This is a genomic window from Mesorhizobium sp. CNPSo 4661, assembly GCF_057784215.1.
The window spans coordinates 104,904-130,908 of sequence record NZ_JBWGIO010000007.1; the positions used below are offsets into that span (position 1 = coordinate 104,904).

The 26,005-nt window shown below is 64.6% G+C and carries 28 protein-coding genes; 18 read left to right on the forward strand and 10 right to left on the reverse strand.

Annotated elements, in window-relative coordinates; translation table 11 throughout:
* Positions 1 to 35: 35 nt before the first annotated feature.
* Positions 36 to 407 (forward strand): DUF805 domain-containing protein, encoded by a 372-nt coding sequence (locus AC0YKC_RS12160; protein WP_320293905.1) that lies wholly within the window; start codon positions 36 to 38, stop codon positions 405 to 407.
* A gap of 7 nt (positions 408 to 414) precedes the next feature.
* Complete coding sequence (locus tag AC0YKC_RS12165) at positions 415 to 1,116, forward strand: hypothetical protein (protein ID WP_320293904.1); 702 nt, start codon at positions 415 to 417, stop codon at positions 1,114 to 1,116.
* Here AC0YKC_RS12165 and AC0YKC_RS12170 read toward each other — a convergent pair.
* Positions 1,091 to 2,125 carry a 2-dehydropantoate 2-reductase gene (locus AC0YKC_RS12170; protein ID WP_488511196.1) on the reverse strand — a complete coding sequence of 345 codons (1,035 nt, stop codon included), beginning with the start codon at positions 2,123 to 2,125 and terminating at the stop codon, positions 1,091 to 1,093. The genes AC0YKC_RS12165 and AC0YKC_RS12170 overlap by 26 nt on opposite strands.
* A gap of 175 nt (positions 2,126 to 2,300) precedes the next feature.
* Between AC0YKC_RS12170 and dapE the strand changes: the two genes are divergently transcribed.
* From dapE to AC0YKC_RS12190, 4 genes are all read left to right on the forward strand, one after another.
* Positions 2,301 to 3,500 carry a succinyl-diaminopimelate desuccinylase gene (gene dapE / locus AC0YKC_RS12175; protein ID WP_488511197.1) on the forward strand — a complete coding sequence of 400 codons (1,200 nt, stop codon included), beginning with the start codon at positions 2,301 to 2,303 and terminating at the stop codon, positions 3,498 to 3,500.
* A gap of 2 nt (positions 3,501 to 3,502) precedes the next feature.
* Positions 3,503 to 4,108: a transporter gene (locus AC0YKC_RS12180; RefSeq protein ID WP_488511324.1), complete on the forward strand. Its 606-nt coding sequence runs from the start codon at positions 3,503 to 3,505 to the stop codon at positions 4,106 to 4,108.
* A gap of 85 nt (positions 4,109 to 4,193) precedes the next feature.
* Positions 4,194 to 4,475 carry a type II toxin-antitoxin system ParD family antitoxin gene (locus tag AC0YKC_RS12185; RefSeq protein ID WP_488511198.1) on the forward strand — a complete coding sequence of 94 codons (282 nt, stop codon included), beginning with the start codon at positions 4,194 to 4,196 and terminating at the stop codon, positions 4,473 to 4,475.
* Between the two features lie 61 nt (positions 4,476 to 4,536).
* Positions 4,537 to 4,788 carry a type II toxin-antitoxin system RelE/ParE family toxin gene (locus AC0YKC_RS12190; RefSeq protein WP_488511325.1) on the forward strand — a complete coding sequence of 84 codons (252 nt, stop codon included), beginning with the start codon at positions 4,537 to 4,539 and terminating at the stop codon, positions 4,786 to 4,788.
* A gap of 12 nt (positions 4,789 to 4,800) precedes the next feature.
* Here AC0YKC_RS12190 and truA read toward each other — a convergent pair whose 3' ends face one another.
* The 4 genes from truA to def form a co-directional block, all read right to left on the reverse strand.
* Positions 4,801 to 5,556 carry a tRNA pseudouridine(38-40) synthase TruA gene (truA, locus tag AC0YKC_RS12195; RefSeq protein WP_488511199.1) on the reverse strand — a complete coding sequence of 252 codons (756 nt, stop codon included), beginning with the start codon at positions 5,554 to 5,556 and terminating at the stop codon, positions 4,801 to 4,803.
* Positions 5,557 to 5,672: 116 nt separating this feature from the next.
* Positions 5,673 to 6,179 (reverse strand): GNAT family N-acetyltransferase, encoded by a 507-nt coding sequence (locus AC0YKC_RS12200; RefSeq protein WP_434724714.1) that lies wholly within the window; start codon positions 6,177 to 6,179, stop codon positions 5,673 to 5,675.
* The gene (fmt, locus tag AC0YKC_RS12205; RefSeq protein ID WP_488511200.1) at positions 6,176 to 7,111 is read right to left on the reverse strand and encodes a methionyl-tRNA formyltransferase; all 936 of its coding nucleotides are present in this window, start codon (positions 7,109 to 7,111) and stop codon (positions 6,176 to 6,178) included. Before fmt ends, AC0YKC_RS12200 begins: the two co-directional genes overlap by 4 nt.
* Before the next feature lie 58 nt (positions 7,112 to 7,169).
* Complete coding sequence (gene def / locus AC0YKC_RS12210; RefSeq protein WP_434724712.1) at positions 7,170 to 7,700, reverse strand: peptide deformylase; 531 nt, start codon at positions 7,698 to 7,700, stop codon at positions 7,170 to 7,172.
* A 103-nt stretch (positions 7,701 to 7,803) separates the two neighbouring features.
* Between def and AC0YKC_RS12215 the strand changes: the two genes are divergently transcribed.
* Positions 7,804 to 9,057: a DNA recombination protein RmuC gene (locus AC0YKC_RS12215; protein ID WP_488511201.1), complete on the forward strand. Its 1,254-nt coding sequence runs from the start codon at positions 7,804 to 7,806 to the stop codon at positions 9,055 to 9,057.
* A 286-nt stretch (positions 9,058 to 9,343) separates the two neighbouring features.
* Here the strand turns inward: AC0YKC_RS12215 and AC0YKC_RS12220 are convergent, their stop codons facing one another.
* From AC0YKC_RS12220 to AC0YKC_RS12230, 3 genes are all read right to left on the reverse strand, one after another.
* Positions 9,344 to 9,748 (reverse strand): GFA family protein, encoded by a 405-nt coding sequence (locus AC0YKC_RS12220; protein WP_488511202.1) that lies wholly within the window; start codon positions 9,746 to 9,748, stop codon positions 9,344 to 9,346.
* 34 nt (positions 9,749 to 9,782) lie between these two features.
* A complete protein-coding gene (locus AC0YKC_RS12225) occupies positions 9,783 to 10,742 on the reverse strand; it encodes a cation diffusion facilitator family transporter (RefSeq protein WP_320293893.1) in 960 nt (319 codons plus the stop codon).
* Between the two features lie 122 nt (positions 10,743 to 10,864).
* Positions 10,865 to 11,674 (reverse strand): transglutaminase-like domain-containing protein, encoded by an 810-nt coding sequence (locus AC0YKC_RS12230; protein ID WP_434725601.1) that lies wholly within the window; start codon positions 11,672 to 11,674, stop codon positions 10,865 to 10,867.
* A 213-nt stretch (positions 11,675 to 11,887) separates the two neighbouring features.
* Here AC0YKC_RS12230 and AC0YKC_RS12235 point away from each other — a divergent pair, with 213 nt between their 5' ends.
* Together AC0YKC_RS12235 and sugE are read left to right on the forward strand one after the other, a co-directional pair.
* A complete protein-coding gene (locus AC0YKC_RS12235; RefSeq protein WP_095819016.1) occupies positions 11,888 to 12,013 on the forward strand; it encodes a hypothetical protein in 126 nt (41 codons plus the stop codon).
* A gap of 195 nt (positions 12,014 to 12,208) precedes the next feature.
* Entirely contained in the window at positions 12,209 to 12,523 is a 315-nt protein-coding gene (gene sugE / locus AC0YKC_RS12240) for a quaternary ammonium compound efflux SMR transporter SugE (protein ID WP_320293892.1), read from the forward strand.
* A 178-nt stretch (positions 12,524 to 12,701) separates the two neighbouring features.
* Here the strand turns inward: sugE and AC0YKC_RS12245 are convergent, their stop codons facing one another.
* The gene (locus AC0YKC_RS12245) at positions 12,702 to 13,130 is read right to left on the reverse strand and encodes a DUF6481 family protein (protein ID WP_320293891.1); all 429 of its coding nucleotides are present in this window, start codon (positions 13,128 to 13,130) and stop codon (positions 12,702 to 12,704) included.
* 222 nt (positions 13,131 to 13,352) lie between these two features.
* Here AC0YKC_RS12245 and AC0YKC_RS12250 point away from each other — a divergent pair, with 222 nt between their 5' ends.
* The 5 genes from AC0YKC_RS12250 to AC0YKC_RS12270 all read left to right on the forward strand — a co-directional run bounded on the left by AC0YKC_RS12250 (position 13,353) and on the right by AC0YKC_RS12270 (position 18,510).
* On the forward strand, positions 13,353 to 14,414 hold the full coding sequence (locus tag AC0YKC_RS12250) for an LLM class flavin-dependent oxidoreductase (RefSeq protein ID WP_488511203.1): 1,062 nt from the start codon (positions 13,353 to 13,355) through the stop codon (positions 14,412 to 14,414).
* 108 nt (positions 14,415 to 14,522) lie between these two features.
* The gene (locus AC0YKC_RS12255; RefSeq protein ID WP_320293889.1) at positions 14,523 to 15,692 is read left to right on the forward strand and encodes an AI-2E family transporter; all 1,170 of its coding nucleotides are present in this window, start codon (positions 14,523 to 14,525) and stop codon (positions 15,690 to 15,692) included.
* 121 nt (positions 15,693 to 15,813) lie between these two features.
* Positions 15,814 to 16,635: an arylamine N-acetyltransferase family protein gene (locus tag AC0YKC_RS12260; protein WP_488511205.1), complete on the forward strand. Its 822-nt coding sequence runs from the start codon at positions 15,814 to 15,816 to the stop codon at positions 16,633 to 16,635.
* Between the two features lie 3 nt (positions 16,636 to 16,638).
* Positions 16,639 to 17,637, forward strand: coding sequence for an LLM class flavin-dependent oxidoreductase (locus tag AC0YKC_RS12265; protein ID WP_488511206.1), 999 nt, complete (start codon positions 16,639 to 16,641; stop codon positions 17,635 to 17,637).
* Positions 17,638 to 17,709: 72 nt separating this feature from the next.
* Complete coding sequence (locus AC0YKC_RS12270; RefSeq protein WP_320293886.1) at positions 17,710 to 18,510, forward strand: inositol monophosphatase family protein; 801 nt, start codon at positions 17,710 to 17,712, stop codon at positions 18,508 to 18,510.
* Here AC0YKC_RS12270 and AC0YKC_RS12275 read toward each other — a convergent pair.
* Positions 18,500 to 19,519: a LacI family DNA-binding transcriptional regulator gene (locus AC0YKC_RS12275; RefSeq protein ID WP_488511207.1), complete on the reverse strand. Its 1,020-nt coding sequence runs from the start codon at positions 19,517 to 19,519 to the stop codon at positions 18,500 to 18,502. The genes AC0YKC_RS12270 and AC0YKC_RS12275 overlap by 11 nt on opposite strands.
* Before the next feature lie 218 nt (positions 19,520 to 19,737).
* Between AC0YKC_RS12275 and AC0YKC_RS12280 the strand changes: the two genes are divergently transcribed.
* The 4 genes from AC0YKC_RS12280 (at position 19,738) to dnaK (ending at position 25,973) form a co-directional block, all read left to right on the forward strand.
* A complete protein-coding gene (locus AC0YKC_RS12280) occupies positions 19,738 to 21,318 on the forward strand; it encodes a sugar ABC transporter ATP-binding protein (RefSeq protein WP_488511208.1) in 1,581 nt (526 codons plus the stop codon).
* The gene (locus AC0YKC_RS12285) at positions 21,315 to 22,610 is read left to right on the forward strand and encodes an ABC transporter permease (protein WP_488511209.1); all 1,296 of its coding nucleotides are present in this window, start codon (positions 21,315 to 21,317) and stop codon (positions 22,608 to 22,610) included. Before AC0YKC_RS12280 ends, AC0YKC_RS12285 begins: the two co-directional genes overlap by 4 nt.
* An 18-nt stretch (positions 22,611 to 22,628) precedes the next feature.
* Positions 22,629 to 23,594 carry a substrate-binding domain-containing protein gene (locus AC0YKC_RS12290; RefSeq protein WP_488511211.1) on the forward strand — a complete coding sequence of 322 codons (966 nt, stop codon included), beginning with the start codon at positions 22,629 to 22,631 and terminating at the stop codon, positions 23,592 to 23,594.
* Between the two features lie 462 nt (positions 23,595 to 24,056).
* A complete protein-coding gene (gene dnaK / locus AC0YKC_RS12295; protein WP_434724702.1) occupies positions 24,057 to 25,973 on the forward strand; it encodes a molecular chaperone DnaK in 1,917 nt (638 codons plus the stop codon).
* The last annotated feature ends 32 nt before the right edge of the window (positions 25,974 to 26,005 follow it).

A 26,005-nucleotide genomic window follows, 5' to 3' on the forward strand; every position in this document is an offset into this window, starting at 1 on the left:
TTTCGGGAGACATTGCTTTAACGGAGCGGACGCGGTTGTCTGAGAGATCGCAATTCCTCTGGCTGTTCTTCAGCCTTTCGGGGCGGCTGAGCCCGGTCGCCTATGCGCTGGCCGGGATCTTGCTGGTGCTTGTCCAGTTCTTCCCGTTCTACCAGTTCGCGCGGGTGGAGCTGAACACGACCGCCAGCCAGAACTGGGCCATGATATGCTGGGGCGTGCTGTTGATCTCGGCCTGGGCCACCTTCGCGGTTACGGCAAAGCGCTTCCATGATTTCGGCAAGCCGACCTATTTCGCGCTGATCTCGCTCATCATCGGTCCGATCCTGCTCATCATCCTCGCCTGTTTCCGCAGCGATCCCGGACCGAACCGCTACGGCAGGCGCACCAACGCGCCGGGCGATAGCTGAGGTCGCCATGCGCTACCGCACGCTCGATCCGACGCGGATCATCGAGACCGCCCAAAGGCTGGAGGAGCGTGTCGCCGAGCGGTTCCCGGAAAGAGGCCTCAGCGCCGTCGCCGCCGAACTGGTGTCGCTGTCGCAAGATCTCGCCAAGGCCGCCAAGGAGCTGGAAGCGCCGATCTGGTGGCTGCGCGGCGTCATCGTCGCGGCCTTCATCGCCGGCGTGGCGATGTTCCTGTTCGTCGGCACCATCCTGCCGCTCGACCGCATTTCGGGCGCCGACGATGCCGTGCAGTCGATGCAGGGCATCGAGGCGACGATCAATACGGTGATCCTGGCGGTGCTCGGGCTGCTGGCGCTGATCCGCACGGAAGAGCGGATCAAGCGCAAGCAGGTGTTCCGGCAGCTGCACGGGCTGCGCTCGCTGATCCATGTCATCGACATGCACCAGTTGACCAAGGATCCGGCGACCTTGTCGGCCGACTTCAAGCCGACCTCGCACTCGCCCGCCCGCATCACCAACGCGGCCGATCTGGCGCGCTATCTCGACTATTGCTCGGAAATGCTGTCGATCACCGGCAAGATCGCGGCGCTGTTCGCGCAGTCGGTCAATGACGATGTCGTCGTCAATGCCGTCAACGATATCGAGAACCTGTCCTCCAACCTGTCGCGCAAGATCTGGCAGAAGATCACGCTGATCGAGGACCGCCGCTGACCTCGTCCGGCGTCAGCCCCGGCGGACCGCGCTTTGCCGCTTCCGCCTGACGCACCAGCGCGGTCACGCGTTCGTTGAGCGGCGTCGGGATGCCCGCTTGCTTGGCCAGGCGAATGACCGCGCCCTGCAATTCGTCGATCTCGGTCGGGCGGCCGCGTTTGAGGTCGTCCCACATCGACGAGCGCGCCTGAGGGTCGATCGCCAGCATGCGGCGCGCCAGAATCCCGAACAGCCAGTCGGGCAGGCGCAGCACTTTCGGCAGCAGCGACGGCGGCAGGCCGGTGATGCGCGCCGGCGCTATGCCCGCCGCTCGCATCGCGGCAAGCGCCTCGTCGATCTCGGCGGCGAGGATGGCGCGCCAGCTTCGGTCGGCCAGTTGCCTTGCCAGCGGCAGGTCGGAGAGCGCCACCAGGGCATTGTTGAGGTTCATCAGCAATTTGCTCCACTGCACCGCCTTCATGTCGGCGCGCGCTTCGACGGCAAGCCCGTCGACGTCGAGCAGGCCGACGAGGCCATCGACGCCGTCGTCGATCATCACCTCGCCCTGGCTGGCGCGATGCGCACGCAACGGCGTCTCGCCGTCGGGCGACTGGACGACGTTGAACATGACCATGCCGGTCAGCACCCGCCGTCCAGGGAGCGCGGCGCGCAGCCTGTCGGCATTGTCGACGCCGTTCTGCAGGCTGACCACCACGGCTTCCGGGCGCCCGTGGGCGGCGATCAGCCCGGCCATCTCGCCGGTCGCGCCACTCTTTACCGTCACCAGGATGACGTCCGCGTCGCGCAGCGCGGTTGCCGGATCGTCGGTCGCCGAAATCGCCTGCGCTTCGACGCGGCGGTCGCGGCCGTCAAGATCGCTGACGCGCAGCCCGCTTTCGCGCATCGCCTCGACGACACGGCCGCGGCCAAGGAAGACGACCTTGCGTCCGGCGAGCGCCAGGCAGCCGCCGACATAGCAGCCGATGCTGCCGGCGCCAGCTATCGCGATCGTGCTTGTTGCACCGCCCATGCATTCGTCCTCGCTTGGCTCACGGCTTGCCATGATGCATGTCGTTTCTCCCAGAACCGCTGCACACTTCTGGGCGGCATGCATTTATACGCCATGAAAACCATATTGTCGGCGGCATGACCGGCGATGATCTGCCATCGTGACACGACAAACGCTTTCGACTATCGCTTTGCCCATGACATTGCCGACCGATCCCGCCGCCAATCTTGCCGCCCTGATCCGCTGTCCTTCCGTGACGCCCGCCGAAGGTGGGGCGCTTGCCGCGCTGGAGGGTATGCTGAAGCCTCTCGGCTTCTCGGTCGAGCGACCGGTGTTCTCGGAAGACGGCACGCCGGACATCGAAAACCTCTATGCGCGGCGCTCCGGCAACGGCCCGCATCTGATGTTTGCCGGCCATACCGATGTCGTGCCGGTGGGCGACGAGGTGGCCTGGACGCATCCGCCCTTCGCCGCCGAAATCGCCAATGGCGAGATGTATGGCCGGGGCGCCGTCGACATGAAGGGCGGCATCGCCTGCTTCATCGCCGCCGTGGCGCGCCATGTCGCGAAGAATGGCGGCCCGAAAGGCTCGGTGTCGCTGCTGATCACCGGCGACGAGGAAGGACCGGCCATCAACGGCACCACCAAGCTGCTCGACTGGGCGGCGGCCAAGGGTGAGAAATGGGACGCCTCGATCGTCGGCGAGCCGACCAATCCGGATGCGCTCGGCGACATGATCAAGATCGGCCGGCGCGGCTCGATGTCGGGCAGCGTGACCGTCAACGGACGCCAGGGCCATGCCGCCTATCCGCAGCTTGCCGACAACCCCGTGCGCGGGCTGATGAGCCTGGTCGACGCGCTGCTCCATCCGGTGTTCGACAAGGGCACGAAGGATTTCCAGCCGACCAATCTCGAAGTGACGTCGATCGACGTCGGCAATCCGGCGACCAACGTCATCCCGGCCAAGGCGACGGCCATTTTCAACATCCGCTTCAACGACACCTGGGATGCCGAATCGGTCCAGGCCGAGATCCACAACCGGCTCGACCAGGCAGCGGGCCGCAAGAAATACCGGCCGGACAAGAAGACGCCGGTCGACTACGAGCTCGTCTGGCGCGACCGGCCGAGCCATGTCTTCCTCACCCGCGACGACAAGTTGATCGATAAGCTGAGCGGTTCGGTCAAGGCGGTGGTCGGCAAGACGCCGGCACTCTCCACCTCCGGCGGCACGTCGGACGCGCGCTTCATCAAGGATTATTGCCCGGTGGTCGAGTTCGGCCTGGTCGGCAAGACCATGCATATGGTGGACGAGCGCGTCGCGCTTGCCGACCTCGAGACGCTGACGCAAATCTACGAACGCTTCATCGAAGACTGGTTCGGACAAGGCCTTTCGTGACCATGCTTTCGGCGGACGAAACCTATGCTTCGCTGGCCGGCGCCTGGCGGCTGATGCTCGGCAAGGCCGACGGCTTGCGCCTGCTCGACCTTTCGGCCGACGGTTTCTGGAATTCCTTCTTCGCCATCGTCGTGGCGGCGCCGGCGCTGATCGTCGGCTGGGTCGGCATCGCCAATGAGATCGGCGACCCTGACGCCTTCGCCGGGCGTCTCGGCATGCTGATACGGCTGGCGACCGTCGATATCGGCTCCTGGGTGCTGCCGCTGGTGGCGCTGGCGCTGGTCGCGCCGCGTGCCGGCATCGGCGGCCGCTTCGTCCACTATGTCGTCGCGTCCAACTGGACATCGGCGATCATCGCCTGGCTGATGCTGCCCTCGGCGCTGCTCAGGCTTTTCCTGCCCTCCACCAGCGACGTCAACAGCCTGGTGTCGCTGTTCTTGTTCGCGCTGTCGATGGTGCTGACGTGGCGCATGACCAATGCATCGATCGGCAAGGGCGCCGCCGTGGGCACAGCCGTCTTTGTCGGCATGTTCATCGCCTCGCTGCTCGTCCTGTTCGGCCTGCAGGCGCTGCTCGGCATCGACTTCCCGGATGGCACCACGGGCTGATCTTTGCCCAACAGATGGCGCCTCTCATTTTCGAGCCGGAATGGTATGATAATTTCATACTGCTGTCCTCGCGGAGCGCGAACCCATGTCCGCCACCGAAAAACGCACTTTCAGCCTGCCGGCGGAGCAAGCCGCCTTCATCGATCAGCTTGTGCGCTCCGGCACCTATGCAACCAGCAGCGAAGTCATCCGCGCCGGGCTTCGCGCCCTTCAGGAGCGTGACGCCGCAGTGGAGCGCTGGCTGCGCGAGGAAGTCGCTTCGACCTATGATGCGTGGAAGGCAATTCCCGGCAAAGGCATTTCGCCGGAGGACATGGCCGAACGGGCGCGCAAGCGCCACGCGACCCATTCGCAGAAGAAACCGTGAAGCGGCGGACCGTCATCTACACGCTTGATGTAGCAACGATCTCGATCGCATCTACACCATCATTGCTGAACCCAGCAGCCCTGCCACGGCGGACCGCCATGACGGTCGCATACGGGCGTTCTGCGAGCGCCTCGAACATGGCTCTGAACGCGGCACGCGTCGTGATGGTGTGCGGCCCGACCTTCGCGTCGTTGGATTTGAGCGCCGGGTAACCGTCGCTTTCGTCGTGGAGCCTGAGCGGGTCGTCATTTTGCGCCTGTTCTATGGCGGAGCGAACTGGTCGGACGAACTCGCTGAAGGCGACACCGGCTGATCGAAGCGTCCTTCAGATGGCTTCCTGGTAATCCACCCCGACGAGAAAAAGCCCATCCGGCGGCGCCACCTGGCCGCAAGCCGCACGGTCGCGCGCTTCGAGCGCCGCCTTGAGATCGGCGGCGCCCCAGGAGCCGTCGCCGATGCGCCGCAACGATCCCACCATCGAGCGCACCTGGTTGTGCAGGAACGAGCGCGCCGAGGTGCGGACCTCGATGAAATCGCCAGCGCGGCTGACGTCGAGGCGGTCGAGCGTGCGGACCGGGCTTTCGGCCTGGCACTGGGTGGAGCGGAAGGTGGTGAAGTCATGCCGGCCGAGTAGCACCTTGGCCGCGTCGTGCATGGCCTCGGCGTCGAGGCGCTTCGGCACCCACCAGGCCTTGCCCTTTTCCAGCGCCGCCGGTGCCCGGCGGTTGAGGATGCGATAGAGATAGTGGCGGCGGGTGGCCGAAAAGCGCGCGTCGAAACCGACGGCGACGACGGCGGCTTTCAGGACGGCGACGCGCGCGCCGGCCGCCTGCAGATGGGCGTTGACGGCGTCGCGCACCTTGTCGGCCGGCCAGTCCCTGCTGAGGTCGACATGCGCCACCTGGGCGGTGGCGTGCACGCCGGCATCGGTGCGGCCGGCGGCACGTATTCTCAGGTCTTCGCCGCAGAACTTTTCGATCGCCTGCTCGATCGCCTGCTGCACCGAGGGCTGGTCGGCTTGATGCTGCCAGCCGGCGAACTGGCTGCCGTCATATTCGATATCGAGCCGAAAACGCGGCATGTTCAGACAATTACCGATGTCTGAGACGAGACCCTGTTTTCTCGGTGGAGCATGATCTTACCCGAAAACCGGTTCCCACTTTTCGCGAACGCGGACCTTCGGTTCGGGATCATGCTCTAGGCGGCCAAAGCGGTGAAGGCCGAAGCGTAGACCAGCCTGCCGGTCTCGGGCGCGTCGCCCCAGGCCAGCGCCTGCAGCGCCTCGCCCTGATACTCGCTCTCGAACTTCCCGGCGCGGGCATGGCTATAACCGAAGCGGCCGTAATAGACCGGATCGCCCAGAACCACGGCCAATTTCTCGCCGGCTTCCTTGAGGCGCACATGCGCCTCGCGGATCAGCGCGCCGCCGATGCCGGTGCCGTGAAAGGAGGGCTCGACCGCCAGCGGCGCAAGCGCGACAGCCGCGAACTCTTTGGCGCCGTTTCGCACGAAAAGCCGCGAGAAAAGAATATGGCCGACGACCTGGCCGTCTTCCTCGGCAACCAGCTCGACGACGGCATCGCCGCCGGTGACAAGGGCATCGACCAGGCCGGCTTCCGCCTGCTGGCCAAAGGCATGCTCTTCGACGAGGCGGATCGCCTCGCGATCCCGCGGCGTCGCCGCGCGTATCGACATCATGCTCATGTGAGTTTCATTCCTTTTTCGATCTTGGCTCCGCGCAAAAACTCCTGCGCGGCGGCAGGCTTTCCGCCCGCCCGTTGAACTTCGACCAGCCTGACCGCGCCTGCCCCGCAGGCAACCGTCAGCCGGTCATCGAGAATTCCTCCCGACTCGCCGACGCCATCCGAGAGCGTCGAGCGAAGCAGTTTCAGCCGCTCCATGCGGCCGCCAATTTCGACCTCGCACCACGCGCCCGGGAAGGGCGAGAGGCCGCGAATGTGATTGTGGACTTCGCCAGAAGGCCGCGTCCAGTCTACGCGTGTCTCCGATTTATCGATCTTTCGGGCGTAGGTCACCCCTGCCGTTGCCTGCGGGGTAAATGTCAGACAATTTATCCCCAACTGGGCGAGCGCCTCGACCATCAGCGAAGCGCCTTGTGCCATCAGGCGGTCATGCAATTCGCCGGCCGTCATATCGGGTGCGATGGCGACTTTTTCAACCAATGCCACCGGTCCGGTGTCCAGACCCTCTTCCATCTTCATGATCATCATGCCGGTTTCGCTATCTCCGGCCATGATCGCACGCTGGATGGGAGCAGCACCACGCCAGCGTGGCAAAAGCGAGGCATGGCCGTTGAGACAGCCGAGCCTGGCCGCCTCGAGAACCGCTTTCGGCAACAGCAGGCCATAGGCGACGACGACCGCGACATCGGCCTGCAAGGCGGCAAAAGCCTGTTGCTCGGCCTCGCTTTTCAGCGATGTCGGCGTGCGCACGTCGAGCCCCAGCCGCTCGGCCTCGCGCTGCACCGGGGACGGCGTCAGTTCCAGCCCGCGCCGGCCTGCGGCGCGCGGCGGCTGCGTGTAGACGGCCGCGATCTCGTGGCCGGCCTCGGCGATGGCGCGCAAGGTCGGCACGGAAAAATCCGGCGTGCCCATGAAGATGACGCGAAGCGGCATGATGTCCTGCGATCCTGTCTTGCGGTAGGCTCAGGTGCTCGCGCGACCGAAACGGCCCTTAGCCCACCATCTTGCCCGGCGCCTTGTCCTTGGCGAGCTTCTTGAACTTCCGCACCACCATGTCGCGCTTCAGCTTCGAGATGTGGTCGATGAACAGCACGCCGTTGAGATGGTCGATCTCGTGCTGCAGGCAGGTGGCCATCAGCCCCTCCGCCTGAATCTCCTGAAGCCTGCCGTCGCGGTCGAGATACTTCACCCGCACCGAGGCCGGGCGCTCGACCTCGGCGTAATAGTCGGGAATCGACAGGCAGCCTTCCTCATAGACGGAACGCTGGTCGGAACTCTCGAGCACTTCCGGATTGATGAAGACATGCGGCTGAGGCTCCTCGCCTTCCTTGGCGAGGTCGATGACCAGCAGCCGTCGCGGCTCGCCGACCTGGATGGCCGCAAGGCCGATGCCCGGCGCGTCATACATGGTTTCCAGCATGTCGTCGGCCAGCTTGCGCAAATCGGCATCGACGCGCTCGACCGGCTTGGAAAGCTGGCGCAGGACGGGATCGGGGAGAATGATGAGCGGCTTGATCGACATGGCGTCTCACCTAAGACGTCGTTGGAAAAGCGTCAACCGGTGTGGAATCGGCCTGTTCACGTTTTGATCTGTGCCACGCGGCCGAATCGGTTATGCTGGCCAAATGAACGACATGACCACCATCCTTTCACAACCGATCGCGCGGCTCGGCGCCTCCACGATCACGCTCGGCCAGGCGCTGGGTTTCGGCGTGTTGCTGCTGCTGTCGCTGTTTGTAGGATTGGCCGTGGCCTTGTGGCGCGCGGGCAAGGCGCGCGCGGTGGCCGCGGCCGAAGCGGCCGACCATGCCCGGGACACCGAGGCGCGCATCGCCGACGTCCTGCGGTCGCAGGCTGAGATGCACGGACGCATGGGCGCGATCGCCGAAGTGTTCGGGACGCGGCAGGCCGAGCTTACCCAGTCGCTCGGACAACGGCTCGACGCCATGACCGGCCGTCTCGGCCAGACCATGGCCGAGCAGACCAAGTCGACGCATGAAAGCCTTGCCAAGCTGCAGGAGCGGCTGGCGGTGATCGACACCGCGCAAGGCAACATCCAGTCCTTGGCCGGCCAGGTCGTGCAGCTGCAGGCGATCCTTTCCAACAAGCAGACACGCGGCGCCTTCGGCCAGTCGCGTATGGAGGCGATCGTCGCCGACGCCCTGCCGCATGGCGCCTATGAATTCCAGGCCAGCCTCTCCAACGGCAGCCGGCCCGATTGCCTGGTGCGGATGCCCAACGGCGCGCCGATGCTGGCCATCGACGCCAAGTTCCCGCTCGAAGCCTGGAACGCCATCCGTGCCGCCGAAGGCGCCGACATGCAGAAGGCGGCGGCGCAGGCTTTCCGGCGCGACATCGAGGTGCATATCCGCGATATCGCCGAAAAATACCTGCTCCAGGGCGAGACGCAGGACACCGCCTTCATGTTCGTGCCGTCGGAATCGGTGTTCGCCGAAATCCACGAGAATTTCGAGGCGGTGGTGCAGAAGGCGCATCGCGCCCGCGTCGTCATCGTTTCGCCCTCGTTGCTGATGCTGTCGATCCAGGTCATCCAGGCGATCCTCAAGGACGCCCGCATGCGAGAGCAGGCACATCTGATCCAGGGCGAGGTCATTCGGCTGATGGAGGACGTGGGGCGCGTCGACGAGCGCGTGCGCCGGCTGCAGACGCATTTCGGCCAGGCGGCGCGGGACATCGACGACATCCTGGTTTCGACATCGAAGGTGACCAAGCGCGGCCAGAAGATCGAGGCGCTGGAATTCGCCGAGGGCGAGACCGAGGCCGCGCGAAGTGCGGCGCCAAAGGCCGAAGGCGGTCCGCGCGTGGCCGATTCAAAGACCGGCCAGTTGAGGCTGCGCGTCGTCGAAGGCGACGAGTAGGCCGCTGAACGCGGACTTCCTCGCCTGCAAGGTCGCATACCTTGGAGATTGGCCAGAACGCCCATCGCTTCGTCATTCCAGGGCGGAGCAAGGAGCGAAGCGACGCGCGCAGACCCGAGACTCCATGCCGTGACGCTAAGACGTTGCAACGGTTACAGAATTCCGCACCGTTGCACACTTCGGCTAAGGTCTCGGCATGGATCCTCGGGTCCAGCCCGAGGATGACGAAGACGCGCAGGATTCGGCCAATTGCCGAGGCTTGCGCCAGCGGGCCGATCCGACAGCGCTACTGCTCTTCCGTCGTCGCCATGCCCTCGAATTCCGGGAGCCAATGCAGGGCTGACCGGTGCCATTTCTGTTGTCTCGGGACCAAGTCCTGACGCTGCCTGGCGGTCCCGACTCTGATCCCATAGACCTTCGGACCATCGCCGACCGACGTCGCGTAAAGATGCGAGCCGCAATCGGCACAAAAAGCCTGGGCGCGCCTGGCGCCGCTTGCCACGACCTTGATGTAGATCTTCGGCGCGCCCCGGGTGATCCGGTAGTCGCTTTCCGGCGCCGGGACGGTAACCCGGAAGGCGGTGCCGGTCAGTTGCTGACAGTCGGTGCAGTGGCAGATCGAGGTCTTTTCCGGATCGACCTCCGCCTCGTAGGCGATCGCGCCGCAATGGCATCCGCCGTCGATCTTCATCGTTCCTTCTCCTCACAAACTCGCTGCATTGAACCTAACCCTCCTCCGAGACCTCGGCGATGGCCTTGCGCCGCTGCTCCCATGTGCCAGTCGCCTGCGGCTTGACGAAGAGCCTTGAGATTTGCGGCATTTCCGTCTTGAGCCTTGCCTCCAGGCGCTCGACGCAGGCCTCGATCTCGGGCGCGGTGAGGTGATCCTCGAATTCGATGCTCAAGCCGGCGACGATTTCCTCCGGACCGATATGGACGCTCAATATGCCGTTCGCCCGCTGCACCGCAGGGTCTTGCTGGGCGATCGCCAGCACCCGCTTCTGCACCTGCGGCGAGGCCGGCTCGCCGAGCAGCAGGCTCTTGCTTTCGCGCGCCAGGAAGATCGCCGTCGCGCCCAGGATCAGCGCGATGCCGATCGAGGCGACGCCGTCGAGCTCGGGCATTTTCATGATTTCGGCCGCCAGTATGCCGGCGAAGGCGACGATCAGGCCAAGCAAAGCGGCGCTGTCCTCGAACAGCACCGTAAAGACGCTCGGATCCTTGCTTCGGTGAATTGCCTCGAACCAGCCCTGGCCGCCCTTCTGCTGCCGGAATTCCTTCAGCGCCACCAGCCAGGAGCTCCCTTCGAACAGGAAAGACAGACCAAGCACGACATAGTTGACCTTGGCGTTGACGACCGGCTCCGGCGCCATGATGTGGATGACGCCTTCGTAGAAGGAAACGCCGGCGCCGAGCGCGAACACCAGAAGCGCAACGATGAAACTCCAGAAATAAAGCTCGCGCCCGTGTCCGAGCGGGTGGGTGCGGTCGGGCGGCCGCGCGGCGCGGTGCATGCCATAGAGAAGCAGCGCGCCGTTGCCTGTGTCGACCAGCGAATGCACGCCTTCCGACAGCATGGCGGACGAACCGGTGAAGGCGGCCGCCGCGAATTTGGTCACGGCGATCGCCAGATTGCCGGCTAGCGCTGCGTAAATCACTTTTTTCGAGCCGGCGTGGCCTGCCATCTGTTCCTGACCTGTCCGATACGACCGACCTTAGTGGCCTGCCGGCCAAAGCTCCACAGATATGCACAACGCGCTGACGGTCCGGTCGTTCAAAGCGGGAGGCGGCTCGTGACGCGAAACTGTTATTCGACGACTTCGTCGGTCCATACTCTGAAACCGGCAAGCGTGCCCGGTCCAAAGATATGGGTCAGCGGCACATCAGCCGCGTCGCGGCCGGAGGCAATCAGGATGCGGCCGATGCGCGGGGCATTGTTGCGCGGATCGAAAGCGTGCCAGCGCCCACCGAGATAGACCTCCATCCAGGCGGCGAAATCCATCGAAGCCCAGGGTTTTGGCAGGCCGATGTCGCTGATATAGCCAGTGCAATAGCGGGTCGGAATGTTAAGCGCACGGCAAAAGGCGACAGCGAGATGGGCAAAATCGCGACAGACGCCGCTCTGCTCGCGGTAGGCCTCCGCCGCGGTGCGCGTGGGCCGCGCATTGCCGTAGTTGAAGACGATATGGTTGTGAACGAAGTCGCAGACTGCCTGGACGCGCGGAACGCCGAGAGGGGTGTGGCCAAACAACCGCCAGGCGTCGTTTGCCAGCACATCGCTTTCGCAATAACGGCTGGGCAGCAGGAACAAGAGTGTGTCCGATGGCAGGTCACGCACCTCGTGTTGCGAGGCCAACAGGTCACCCATCTCGAAGGTACCGGTATCGCGGATGACGGCATCGGTGCCGAAGGTAAAACGTCCCGAAGGGGCAACCAGTCGGTTGCACCAATTGCCGAAGCTGTCGCGGTAGCTCTGGATCGGCACTGGCGGCGTAGAGGTCAGGAAATCCGGCCGCTCAAGATCGGAAGCGCGGGAGTAGTGGACGTTGAGCATGGCGATCAGTGGCGCTTCTTGCGGAAAGTCGAAGGCCATCTCGCAGCCGATGTGAATTCGCATTTTCTCCCTGACCGGCTGCTTGATCATCGCTCCGGCGAAGGCCGGCTGATGCTGCTGCAGTGCGAAGAAGACCATTGCACGGACCGACGCGGTTTACGAGCAAATTAGAAACCGGTTGAAAGCGCGCGGCTGTCGGCTGCGACAGGCGCTACCCTCTTGCGGTCCAGCATTTCTCTTGTTTCACTTGCACGTCCATAATCGGAGGAGCGAATCATGGCTAAAGGTGCGATGAAGGCGGGCAAGGAAGCCCGCAAGCCGAAGAAGGACGCCAAGAAGCCCGCTGCAGCCCCGGCTCCGAAGGCGCCGCCGGTCAAGGCGATGCGCATCAAGGAAAAGTAGCGGCCGAATTCGGTCGATCCGGCTCAAGGCAGACTTTTGAACCGGCGGCATGACAATGCTGCCGGTGTTTTGGTGATCGGAAAACAGGCCGCCCTATATCAAAGGAGCGAGGACGACCTCGCTTCCCCGAAAAACCGGCCGGGACGACCCGCCACCAAGCATCTCAAGCGATGCTGGAATGACGGAGTGTTTTCGATGTCGTGGATTTTTCTTTTCTTCGCCGGCCTGTTCGAGATCGGCTGGGCGATCGGCCTCAAATATACCGACGGCTTCTCCAAGCTGCTGCCGACCCTTCTCACCATTGCCTCGATGATCGTCAGCCTCGGCCTGCTCGGCCTGGCGCTGAAGACGCTGCCCGTCGGCACGGCCTATGCGGTGTGGACCGGCATCGGCACCGTCGGCACGGCGCTGCTTGGCATCTGGCTGCTCGGCGAGCCGGCGACGATTGTCCGGCTCGCCTGCATCGGCCTGATCGTCTGCGGCATCGTCGGCCTGAAACTGGTCGCCTAAAGCGCGTCGCGCTCAAACGGATTCAGGCGACGCGCTTTAAGTTTTTGTTTTGATGCATGTCGTTGTCCCAGAACCGCTGCGCACTTCTGGGCGACATGCATTAGCTCGCTATCCGTAGCACAAACGCCTTCAGGGCCGCTTTCGGCGACCCTGAGCCATTTTCCTGACGAACCCGAACTTAGCGGGCGGAGAAGCCCGGAGGCGTGCGGCCGACGCGTGCCTTGCGGGCGGCATAGCGTGCGTCACGCTTGGCCTTGCGTTCAGCCTCATCCGAAAGCAGACGGGAGATACGCTCGTTCTCCTCGGCTTCACGGATTTTGGCCTCGGCCTGCGCCGCCTCTTCGGCTGCAATACGCGCCGCTTCGGCTGCTGCCTCGCGTTCGGCCTTCTCAGCCGCCTCGCGCGCCAGCTTTTCCTGCTTCAGCCTTGCCTTTTCCGCCTCGCGGATGGCGCGGGCCTCGAGGATCGCCTTGCGTTCGGCCTGCTTGGCCAACACTGCGGGATCATCCGCCGCCGGCTTTGCCTTGAAGCGCTCCAGGAGCGCCTTCTTTGCCTCGTTCGCGGCATTGCGCCGCTCGAAAATGTCTTTTTCCCTGTAGATAGCCAAGTCCACTTCCTTGCAGTCTATTCGCGACGCTTACATACGCGCGAAACCGGGGAGTTCAAGCGCCAAAACGGTATGCCAGCCATGAAAATCTGAGCTGTTGCCGTGGAGCTACGCCCAGCGTCGATGGACTGTTCACCGTTCGCGCCACTGGTGGGTGGCGCGGCGCGGCGCTACCTCTAGCGCCGAAACACCAAGCGAACATGACAGCTAAGGACACCGGCAATGGAACTCGGCCTTTATACTTTCGCGGATGTCAGCCCGGAGCCGGGTGCCGGCGCGATCGGCCCGCAGGAGCGGCTGCGCAACCTAATCGAGGAAATCGAGCTGGCCGACCAGGTCGGCCTCGACGTGTTCGGCCTCGGCGAGCATCACCGCCCCGACTATGCCGCCTCGGCGCCGGTCGTGGCGCTGGCCGCGGCGGCCGAACGCACGAAGCGCATCCGCCTGACCAGCGCGGTCACGGTGCTTTCCTCCGACGATCCGGTGCGCGTCTTCCAGCAATTCGCGACGCTCGACCTTCTGTCCAACGGCCGCGCCGAGATCATGGCCGGGCGCGGCTCCTTCATCGAATCCTTCCCGCTGTTCGGCTACAATCTCGAGGACTATGACGAGCTCTTCGCCGAGAAGCTCGACCTGTTGCTCGCCATCCGCGACCAGGTGACAGTAACGTGGCAGGGCAAGCTGCGCGCGCCGATCAACGGCCGCGGTGTCTATCCGCGTCCGTTGCAGGAAAAACTGCCGATCTGGATCGCCATCGGTGGAACACCGCAATCCGCCGCCCGCGCCGGCGTGCTCGGCCTGCCGCTGGCGCTGGCCATCATCGGCGGCGAGCCGGCGCGTTTCGCGCCGCTGTTCGATATCTATCGCGAGGCGGCGCGGCGCGCCGGCACCGATCAGGCAACGCTTGCCACCAGCATCAACGTGCACGGCTTCATCGCCGAGACGACCGAACAGGCGGCCGACGATTTCTACGGACCGCAGGCCGAGGTGATGAACCGCATCGGCCGCGAGCGCGGCTGGGGCCCGACCTCGCGCGCGCATTTCGATCAGGCGCGCGCGGCGAACGGCGCACTCTTCGTCGGCAATCCTGAGGCTGTGGCGGAAAAGATCGTCGCCCAGCACAAGATCTTCGGCAACGACCGCTTCCTGCTGCAAATGGCGATCGGCACCATGCCGCACGCCAAGATCATGAAGGCGATCGAGCTCTATGGCACCAGGGTGGCGCCGATCGTGCGCAAGGAAACGGCCAAGGCCGCGCCCGCCATCGCGGCGCCGGCCGCCTGATCGGCGGCTGCCGCTGGCCTTGTGAGGACCGCCGGCTAACGGAACCTTGGCGCGGCGGGCACGTTTTCTTCGGCGATTGCACTGGGTGCGGTGCTCCTGAGGGAACCGATGAAAGCCGAACCGATCGCTTCGGGCGCGAGCGTTGCCGAAAGCCCTGATGCGCGTGCCGATGCGCGCGCGGACATGCGCCTCACGCGGTCGCTGGTGATCGGGATCTTCATTCTGATGACGATCGCAGCGCTGTATTTCGCCCGCGCATTCTTCATGCCGGTGATGCTGGCCTTCCTTTTGGCACTGACGCTGACACCGATCGTGCGCTTCCTGCGCAAGCATGGCGTTCCGGAGGTGGTTTCGGCGACGTTTCTGGTGCTCTTCTCCATCTTCGTCTTCGCCGCCGCGGGCTATTTGCTCAGCGGCCCGGTCATCGATCTCATCAACAACTCCTATTCGATCGGCCAGCAGCTGACCGAGCGGCTGGCGCCGTTCAAGCGGCCGCTCGAGCGGGTGATGGATCTCGCGCATCAGCTCGAGGCGCTGACCGAGACCTCGCAGGAGCCGGGCGTGCAGCGGGTGACGGTGGCGCCTTCCGGCTTCCTGTCCACGGCGGCCAGCAATATTCTGGAAGCGGGCACCTCGATCACCATCGTCTTCGTGCTGTCACTGTTCCTGCTCGCCTCCGGCACGCTGTTCTACGAGAAGATCGTCCAGTCCTTCACCAGCATGACCCAGAAGAAGCGGGCGTTGCGCGTCGTCTATGACGTCGAGCGCGAGATCTCGCACTATCTGCTCACGGTCTCCGTCATCAACGCCGGCCTCGGCACGGTCATCGGGCTGGGCCTGTGGGGGCTCGGCATGCCCAATCCGCTGGTCTGGGGGGCGACGGCGGCGCTGCTCAATTTCCTGCCCTATGTCGGCGCGCTGACGACTATCCTGCTCGTCGCCGTCATCGCGCTGATCAGCTTCGACACGATTGCCTATGCGCTGCTGGCGCCGGCTTTCGTGGTGTTGTGCGACATCGTCGAGGGCCAGTTCGTGACGCCGATGGTGGTCGGGCGGCGCCTCGAGATCAACGCGGTGGCGATCTTCATCGCCATCGCCTTCTGGTCATGGCTATGGGGCTTCGTCGGCGCGCTGATGGCGGTGCCGTTGCTGGTCGTCATCAAGGTCTTCTGCGACCATTTCGAGGGCTTGAGCCATGTCGGCAACTTCCTCGCGGCGCAGCAATCCATGGCCATCGAGGAAGAGCCGGCCGAAAACAATCACAAATCCACACCCTGACACTTCCACAGCCTGACACTTCCAGACCCTGACACTGGCCCAATCCCAAACCTCGGCCGTTGTTTGCGACACCGATGACCAGTGCCTATATCGGACCGGTCAAGCCGGACCTGTCCCCTGAATGAGCGACTTCGATCTCGATGGCTATTTCACCCGCATCGGCTACGGCGGGCCGACCGAGGTTTCGCTCGGCACGATGCAGGCGCTGCACGCCACCCACCCGCGGGCGATCCCGTTCGAGAACATCGATGCCTTGATGGGCGTTTCGGTCGGGCTCGACATCGCCTCGCTGCAGGACAAGATTTTTCGCCAGGGTCGCGGCGGCTATTGCTTCGAGCACAATCTGATCTTCATGCACGCGCTTGAAGCGCTGGGCTTCGCCGTCAGCGGGCTCGCCGCCCGTGTGCTGTGGGGCCAGCCGGATGACACTATTACCGCGCGCAGCCACATGTTGCTGCGCATCGAGCTTGGCGGCCGCATCTATATCGCCGATGTCGGCTTCGGCGGCCTGACGCTGACGGCGCCGCTGCTGCTGGAACCCGGGCTGGAGCAAGACACGCCGCACGAAGCTTTTCGCATTGTCGAGACCGGCGACCATTTCCGCTTGCAGGCCAATATCGGCGATGATTGGCGCACGCTCTACCGCTTCGACATGAGCCAGGCCCATGAGGTCGACTACCGGGTCGCCAGCCACTTCCTGTCGACGCATCCAAGCTCGCATTTCCTGTCGACACTGGTGGCCGCGCTGGCGCTGCCCGACCGGCGTTATGCGCTGCGCAACAACCGGCTGTCGACGCACCATGCCGGCGGCCGCAGCGAGCAGCGCGAGATCGCGACGGCCATCGAACTCGCCGACGTGCTGGAGAACCAGCTCGCCATCGTCATCCCGGACCGCCCCGCCTTCGAGGCGAGGCTGCGGGAAAAACGCATCGTGGAGACCTGAGCAATGACGGCCCTTTCGGTTCTCGACCTGTCGCCGATCACGCAAGGCAGCACTGCCACACAGTCGCTGGCCAATTCGCTCGACCTTGCCCGCCATGCCGAACGGCTGGGCTACAGGCGCTACTGGCTGGCCGAGCACCACAACATGCCGGGCATTGCGAGCGCCGCGACGTCCGTCGTGATCGCGCATGTCGCCGGAGGGACGAAGACGATCCGCGTCGGCGCCGGCGGCATCATGCTGCCAAACCATGCGCCGTTGGTGATCGCCGAACAATTCGGCACGCTGGCCGCCCTTTTCCCCGGCCGCATCGATCTAGGCCTCGGCCGCGCGCCGGGCACCGATATGCTGACGGCCCGCGCCTTGCGCCGCAACCTCGAAAGCGCCGACAACTTCCCGCAGGACGTGGTCGAGCTGATGGGCTATTTCCAGCCGGCCGAGGAGGGCCAGCGCATCCGCGCCGTGCCCGGCGAGGGCCAGACCGTGCCGGTCTGGATCCTCGGCTCCAGCCTCTATGGCGCGCAGCTCGCAGCACTGCTTGGCCTGCCCTATGCGTTTGCCTCGCATTTCGCGCCGGCCGAGCTCGACCATGCGCTGGACGTCTATCGCACGCGCTTCCAGCCGTCCGCGCAGCTCGACAAGCCCTATGTGATGCTCGGCCTTAACGTCTTTGCAGCACCGACCGACGCCGAGGCGAAGCTTCTGTTCAGCTCGCTGCAGCAGGCCTTCGTCAATCTGCGCAGCGGCCGGCCCGGCCAGTTGCCGCCGCCGGTCGAGAATTACGACCGCGATCTCGATCCGATGGCGAAGAGCATGCTTGCCCAGGCGCTGTCCTGCGCCGTCGTCGGTTCGCCGGAGACGGTGCGCCAGGGCATCGATGCCTTCGTACGCCGCACCGGCGCCGACGAATTGATGGTGACGGCGCAGTGCTTCGACCACGCGGCGCGCGTGCGTTCCTTCGAGATCCTCGCCGACGTGCACAAATCGATGTCGAAGGCCGCCTGATCGCGCACGGCTTTTGCCTGACATATTGGTCTGCTAAGGGCACAGGCGTCCGTTCTCAGCCAAGAGTTTCCCGTGACCCATGACCTCGACGACCGCATGCATTTTGCCATCGACCTGGCGCGGCGCGCCGGCGAGCTGGGGCTGAAATACTTTCGCGACCTCGACAATCTGACCGTCGAGAGCAAGGGCCATCAGGACCTGGTTTCCGAGGGCGACCGCGAGGTCGAGCTGTTCATCCGCGCGGCGATCGCCGAGGCCTATCCCGGCGACGGCATCATCGGCGAGGAGCACGCGGCGGTAACCGGAACAACCGGTCATGTCTGGGTGATCGACCCGATCGACGGCACCGCCAATTTCGTGCGCGGCATTCCGGCCTGGTGCGTGGTGATCGCCTGCGCCAAGGATGGCGAGACGATTGTCGGCGTCATCCATGAGCCTTCGACCGACGAGACGTTCTACGGCCGCCGCGGCGGCGGCGCCTTCCTCAACGGCAAGCCTATCAAGGCCAGCAACGCGGCGTCATTGTCCGAAGGCTCGGTCGGCACCGGGCTTTCCAACCGCGTTTCGACCAAGAATGTCGTCGTGCTCATCACCCTGATATTGGGGGAGGGCGGCGTCTTCTACCGCAACGCCTCGGGCGCGCTGATGCTTGCCTATGCGGCGTCCGGCCGGCTGCTCGGCTATATTGAAGAGCATATGAACGCCTGGGACTGCCTGGCCGGCATGCTGCTGGTCGAGGAGGCGGGCGGCACGGTGCTGAAAGCGGATCCGAAGACGGTGCTAGGCAAAGGCACCCGGGTGACCGCCGGCGGCCGGCGCATCTTTCCGAGGCTGCAGCTGCTCTGCGAGAGCTCCTTCGGATTTACGCGCTGACGGTCTGCGCGACCGCGCCGAGCGGCCGGCAAGAATTGCGGATCATCAGCCGGCCCTTCAGCACGAGCTTGCGCGGCGGAGCGTCGCGGTTGCCGGCCAGCCGGTCGAGCAGGAGGTTCGCCGCCTGCTCGCCGATCGCCTGTACCGGCTGCGCCACCGTGGTCAGCTGCGGCACGAACACGTCCGACCACGGAAAATCGTCGAAGCAAGCGACCGAAATGTCCTCGGGGCAGCTAAGGCCGATGTCGCGGATCGCCTTCATGGTGCCGATCACCATCGGGTTGTTGGCCGAGAAGATCGCGCTTGGCCGGTCGTGCAGCGACAAGAGCTGCATGGTCGCGTTGTAGCCGTCGATCTCGTGGAAATTGCCGGAGCGCACGAGCTCCTCCGCCACCGGCAGGCCAGCCGCCTGCAGCGCCTCGCGGTAGCCGGTCATGCGGTCTCGCATGGTGGATATGTCGGAGGTGCCGGTAATGTAGCCGATGCGCCTGTGGCCAAGATGGATCAGATAGGTGATGGCGTCGAACACGGCGCGCTGGTTGTCCAGCACCACCGCATCGGTGTCGACGCCTTGGCAGAGGCGGTCGAGCAGCACCACTGGCACATTGGCGTCCTCGACGATGCCCTTCAAAATGCCGCCGTCGCCGACGCGCGCCACGATCAGCCCGTCGACCATGCGATCGAGCAGCAGGCGGATCTGCTCGTCCTGCGTGTTCAAATCCTCGTCCGTGCAGCACAGCATGACGGCATAGCCGGCGCGGTCGAACGCCTGCTGGATGACCGAAACGACATCGGTGAAGAACGGGTTGGTGATGTGAGGGACGGTCAGCCCGATGGTTCGCGTGGTGCCCATCTTGAGGCTGCGGGCAATGGCGTTGCGCTTGTAGCCGATGTCGCGGATCGCTTGCTCGATGCGCTGGGTAAGCTCGGGACTGACGGTGGCGGTGCCGTTGAGCAATGCTGACACGGTGGCCACGGACACGCGCGCCGCCTCCGCCACATGCAGCATGGTCGGCGCCGTGGATTTCCGCTGTTTTTTCCGCCCTGACATCGTCATTTTCGAAACGTTTAGCCACCCTTATTTGGCTAAACCTACGTAAACCCGGCGTTTTTCGCAAGAATTGAAATGCACCAATCCTCAACAACCAGATATGCGCTTGACACGTTCGAAACGTTTCGATTAGCGTTCAGGCAATCGAAGACGACGGAGGGAGGCCGTCCTTTGCCATGCAGCGCGCTGATTCCAACACGACTGGCAATGCGGCCGCCGACGGTCCCGCCGTCGTCCTGAGCGCGACAGGCATTTCCAAGCGATTTGGCGGCATCACCGCGTTGTCCGACGTGAAGCTGGATCTCAGGCCCGGCGAGGTGCATGCGCTGATGGGTGAGAACGGCGCCGGCAAGTCGACGCTGATGAAAATCCTCTCGGGCGTCTATACCGACTATGAAGGCGCCGTGGCGATCGACGGCCAGACCGTTCATTTCACCGGTGTCCGTGACGCCGAGGACGCAGGCATCGCCATCATCCACCAGGAGCTCAACCTCGTCCCTGAACTCAGCGTCGCCGACAACATCTTCCTCGGCCGCGAAAAGCTGATCGCCGGGCTGGTCGTCGACCGCAAGGCGAGCAGCCGCACGGCCAGCGCGCTGCTGCAGCGGCTGGGCATCGAGCTCGATCCGGAAGCGCGGGTCGGCGCGCTCAGGGTGGGCGAGCAGCAACTGGTGGAGATCGCCAAGGCGCTGTCGAAGTCGGCGCGCATCCTGATCATGGACGAGCCGACCTCGGCGCTGTCGCCGGCCGAGTGCCAGAGACTGTTCCGCATCATCGGCCAGCTCGCGACAAGCGGCGTTGCGATCGTCTACATCTCGCATCGCATCGACGAGGTCATGCATCTAGCAAGCCGGGTGACGGTGCTGCGCGACGGGCGCCATGTGCTGACGCAGGACATGGCGGGACTGAGCGAAGACGCCATCATCTCCGCCATGGTCGGGCGCGATCTTCTGGGTTCCTCCGGCCACGAACGCGGCCCCGGCGGCAAGGTGGTGCTCTCGGTCAGGGACCTGTCGCTTTCGAAGCCCGACCGGAATGGCTGGCGCATGGTGATCGACGGCGTCGGCTTCGACCTCTGCGCCGGCGAGATCCTCGGCATCGGCGGGCTGCTGGGTTCCGGCCGTACCGAAATCCTGGAAGCGATCTTCGGCTCCAGCGGCGGCCGGACCGGCGGCGAAATCCAGCTGGACGGCGCGCCGGTCGAGATGGGCTCGCCGCGCGAGGCCCGCCGGCTTGGCATCGCCCTGGTGACGGAGGACCGCAAGACGCAAGGCCTGCATCTCAAGGCCTCGATCACCGACAACGTCGCCTTGCCGCTGGTCGGCGCATTGGCGCGCTTCGGGCTGCGCTCGCGCGCGGGCGAGCAGGGCCTGGCCCGCGAGGCGGTGAGCGCGCTCGGCATACGCTGCGAAAGCATCGAGCAGGCCGCCGGCACACTGTCGGGCGGCAACCAGCAGAAGGTGGTGATCGGCAAGTGGCTGGCGACGCAGCCGCGCGTGCTTCTGCTCGACGAGCCGACGCGCGGCATCGATGTCGGCGCCAAGCGCGAAATCTACGACCTCATCTTCAAGCTGGCCGGCGATGGGCTGGCGATCGCCGTGATCAGCTCCGAACTGCCCGAGCTTTTGCATCTGGCCGACCGCATCCTGGTCATGGCGGAGGGCCGCCAGCGCGGAATCCTGTCCCGAGCGGAAGCCAGCGAGGAGGCGATCATGCGGCTTGCCGCGCCACGAAGGACCGCGAGACCTGCCGCATGAGCCTCATCAGCCTTCTCTCCCGCACCAAGCTTTACTGGGGGCTGATCGCCATCTTCCTGATCGGCGTGTTCGGTTCGCCGATCAGCTCCAAGGGCAACAACATCTTTTTGTCTTACGGCAACCTGCTCGACGTGCTGCGCCAGGTGTCGACCACCGGCCTGATCGCCACCGGCATGACGGCGGTGATCCTGACCGGCGGCATCGATCTTTCCGTCGGCTCGCTGATGGCGATCTGCTCGGTCGTCTGCGCCATGCTGCTGACCGTGCCGGGCGTCACGCCGTCGGCGGCGCTCGGCGTGCCGACAACCGCGCTGGTGGCTCTCTGCCTCGGCGCGCTTCTCACCCGCTTCATCCTGCTCAACATCGAGAAGTCCCGCGCCGGGGCGGACGCCAGCCGCGAGGTGCGGCTGGACAGGGTGCGCGGGCTGGTCATTCCGGGCGTGGTCGGCGTGTTCCTTTGCTGCCTTTCGCTGTGGTACCTGCTACCGCAGGTCGAGACCAAGTTCGGCGTGCTCGGCGTGCTGCTGGTGGCGCCTTGCGTCGGCCTTCTGTTCGGCACCATCAACGGCTTCATCATCGTCGCCGGGCGGCTGCAGCCCTTCATCGTCACGCTGGCGATGATGGTGACGGCGCTCGGCGTCGCCAGGCTGACCGCCGGCCAGAACAATGCGGTGCTGCCGGTCTATACCGGCTCCAACGCCACCGCCGAATTCGAGATCCTGCGCTCGCTGGTGTTCGGCGTCGTGCCGATGCCCGGCCTGTTCTTCCTCGGCGCGATCGTGATCTACGGCGCGGTGCTGCGCTTCACGCCCTTCGGCCGCTACGTCTACGCCATCGGCGGCAATGAGGAGGCGGCGCGGCTTTCGGGCATCGCCGCTGGGCGTGTCAAGATCGCCACCTATGCGGTGTCCGGCCTGCTCGCCGGCATCGCGGCGGTGCTTTACGTGGCGCAATACCGGCAAGGCAAGCCGGACGCCGGCGCCGGGCTGGAGCTCGACGCCATCGCCGCCGTGGTCATCGGCGGCACCAGCCTGATGGGCGGGCGCGGCAGCCTGATCGGCACTTTCTGCGGCGTGCTGATCTTCGGGCTGCTGTCCAACATCCTGCAACTGCACAACATCAATTCGAACCTCCAGCTGGTGCTCAAGGGGGCGATCATCATCGGCACCGTGCTCGTGCAGGAGCGCAACGCCGGCGACCTTCTCAGCTATCTGAGCCTGCCCAACGGACGGGCGGCGCAAAAGGAAACGGCCGCGGCCAAGCGGCCGTCACAGGAGACCTCGTCTCTATAATCCGGAGGAAACAGGACCATGAAACGACGTGACATGCTGAAGCTTGCGACTTTCGCAGCCGCACTTCTGACGACGACAGCGCTCTTTTCCAGCCATGCCTTTGCCGATGGCAAGAAGTGGAAGATCGGCTTCTCGCAGGTGACCACCATCGAACCCTGGCGCGCCCAGTTCAACAAGGACATCATCGCCGAGGCCGCCAAGCATCCCGAAGTCGAGCTGATCATCACCGACGGCGAAGACAAGACCGAAAAGCAGGTCGCCGATGTCGAGAACCTGATCCGCCAGGAGGTCGACGCGCTGCTGGTGTCGCCGAAGGAATCGGCCGGTCTCACCGGCGTGGTGCAGCAGGCGATCGACGCCAAGATCCCGGTCTTCCTGCTCGACCGCAATGTCGACACCAAGGACTACACGCAGTTCGTCGGCGGTGACAACAAGCTGATCGGCCGGGCTGCTGGTGAATATGCCGTCGAGCTCCTGGGCGGCAAGGGCAAGGCCGCCGGCAACGTCGTCGAGATCTGGGGCGGCATGGGCACACAGCCGGCGCATGACCGCCATGACGGCTTCCATGAATTCACCGACAAGGAGCCGGGCATCAAATACCTGCTCGACCAGCAATCGGGCGACTGGAAGCAGGACCAGGCCTACAACATCATGGCCAACGCGCTGAAGACCAACGAGAAGATCGATCTCGTCTACGGCCACAACGATCCGATGGCCTATGGCGCCTATCTCGCGGCCAAGGACGTCGGGCGCGAGAAGGACATCAAGTTCATCGGTATCGACGGCCTGCCCAACGAAGGCGTGCAGATGGTGAACAAGGGCGAGCTGACGGCGACCTTCACCTATGTCACGCCGGGCGCCGAGGGCCTGCGCCAGGCGATCAAGTTCCTGAACGGCGAGAAGGTCGAGAAGACCATCACGCTGCCGACGGAAAGGATCACCAAGGAGAACGCGGCCAAGATCCTCAAGGACAACGGGCTCTGAGCCCAGGATACCCTGCCGGGCCACGCGCCCGGCAGGGCTTTGCCCAAGCGCCGGGCGCTCCTCAAGTCCCGTCGCCAGGTGCCAAAATCGTAGCGGCGACGCGGATTTCCGGCCCTTTCGCGACCGAAAGTCACGCCCGACAGGGCGAGCCTTGCCCTTCCCGCAAGGCAACTTTGCGCGTCGTCGACGGCGCCTGTCCCAAAAAAGCAATCTGGAACAACGCGATAGCGCGATAGCGCGCCGATCCCGCCGCCAAGCGCCGCATGTCGCTTTCCGGCCCGCGCCGAGACGACGGACACCTTGCGCAGAATGCTTGCGCCTTGTGTCGCCTGTTCTTATATACGCGCCAGCCGTCCGGCTCCGAAAAGCGGGGACCGCGATGGGATTTCTTGTGAACAGGGGCTTTCGTCGGAACGCCTTTTGAAGGGTCCTGAGAGCCTGCTTAGAGGAGAGACTAGAACAATGGCAAAAGTTATCGGTATCGATCTCGGCACTACCAATTCCTGTATCGCCATCATGGATGGCAAGGACCCCAAGGTGATCGAGAACGCTGAAGGCGCGCGCACGACGCCTTCGATCGTCGCCATCTCGAATGACGGCGAACGTCTCGTCGGCCAGCCGGCCAAGCGCCAGGCGGTCACCAACCCGGAAAACACCATCTTCGCGGTCAAGCGCCTGATCGGCCGCCGCTATGACGACCCGGTGACGGAGAAGGACAAGAAGCTTGTCCCTTACAAGATCGTCAAGGGCGACAATGGCGACGCCTGGGTCGAGGCCGGCGGCAAGAAGCAGTCGCCCAGCCAGATCTCGGCCATGATCCTGCAGAAGATGAAGGAGACGGCGGAAGCCTATCTCGGCGAAAAGGTCGAGAAGGCGGTCATCACGGTTCCGGCCTATTTCAACGACGCCCAGCGCCAGGCGACCAAGGACGCCGGCAAGATCGCCGGCCTGGAAGTGCTGCGCATCATCAACGAACCGACCGCGGCGGCCCTTGCCTACGGCCTGGAAAAGAAGGACGGCAAGACCATCGCCGTCTATGACCTTGGCGGCGGCACCTTCGACATCTCGGTGCTCGAGATCGGCGACGGCGTCTTCGAGGTGAAGTCGACCAATGGCGACACCTTCCTCGGCGGCGAGGACTTCGACATGCGCCTGGTCGAGTATCTGGCGGCCGAGTTCAAGAAGGAACAGGGCATCGACCTTAAGAACGACAAGCTTGCCCTGCAGCGCCTCAAGGAAGCGGCAGAGAAGGCCAAGATCGAGCTGTCGTCGACGACGCAGACCGAGATCAACCTGCCCTTCATCACCGCCGACGCCACCGGGCCGAAGCACCTGACGATGAAGCTGACCCGCGCCAAGTTCGAGACGCTGGTCGACGACCTTGTCCAGCGCACGATCGAGCCCTGCAAGGCGGCGCTCAAGGATGCCGGCCTGAAGGCGGCTGAGATCGACGAGGTGGTGCTGGTCGGCGGCATGACCCGCATGCCCAAGATCCAGGAGATCGTGAAGCAGTTCTTCGGCAAGGAGCCGCATAAGGGCGTCAACCCGGATGAGGTCGTCGCACTTGGCGCCGCCATCCAGGCCGGCGTGCTGCAGGGCGACGTCAAGGACGTGCTGCTGCTCGACGTGACGCCGCTGTCGCTGGGCATCGAGACGCTGGGTGGCGTGTTCACCCGACTGATCGAGCGCAACACGACGATCCCGACCAAGAAGAGCCAGACCTTCTCGACCGCCGAGGATTCGCAGTCGGCGGTGACGATCCGCGTCTTCCAGGGCGAGCGCGAAATGGCGGCCGACAACAAGATGCTCGGCCAGTTCGACCTGGTCGGCATTCCGCCGGCCCCGCGCGGCGTGCCGCAGATCGAGGTCACCTTCGACATCGACGCCAACGGCATCGTCAACGTCTCGGCCAAGGACAAAGGCACCGGCAAGGAGCACCAGATCCGCATCCAGGCTTCAGGCGGTCTGTCCGATGCCGACATCGAGAAGATGGTGAAGGACGCCGAGGCCAATGCCGACGCGGACAAGAAGCGCCGAGCCCTCGTCGAGGCCCGCAACCAGGCGGAAGCGCTGGTGCATTCGTCCGAGAAGTCGCTCAAGGACTATGGCGACAAGGTCTCGGAAGCTGACCGCACCGCGATCTCCGACGCGATCGCCGCGCTGAAGACCGCTGCGGAAGGCGACGACCCGGCCGACATCGAGGCCAAGTCGCAGTCGCTCGCCGAAGCTTCGATGAAGCTCGGCCAGGCCATGTACGAAGCCTCGCAGAAGGAAGCGGCCGAAGCCGACGCCAAGGCGGATGCCGCCAAGGATTCGGACGTGGTCGACGCCGACTTCGAGGAAATCGACGAAGACGACGACAAGAAGAAGTCGGCTTGAGCCGGCTGACGGCGAATAAGTGCAAAAGCCCG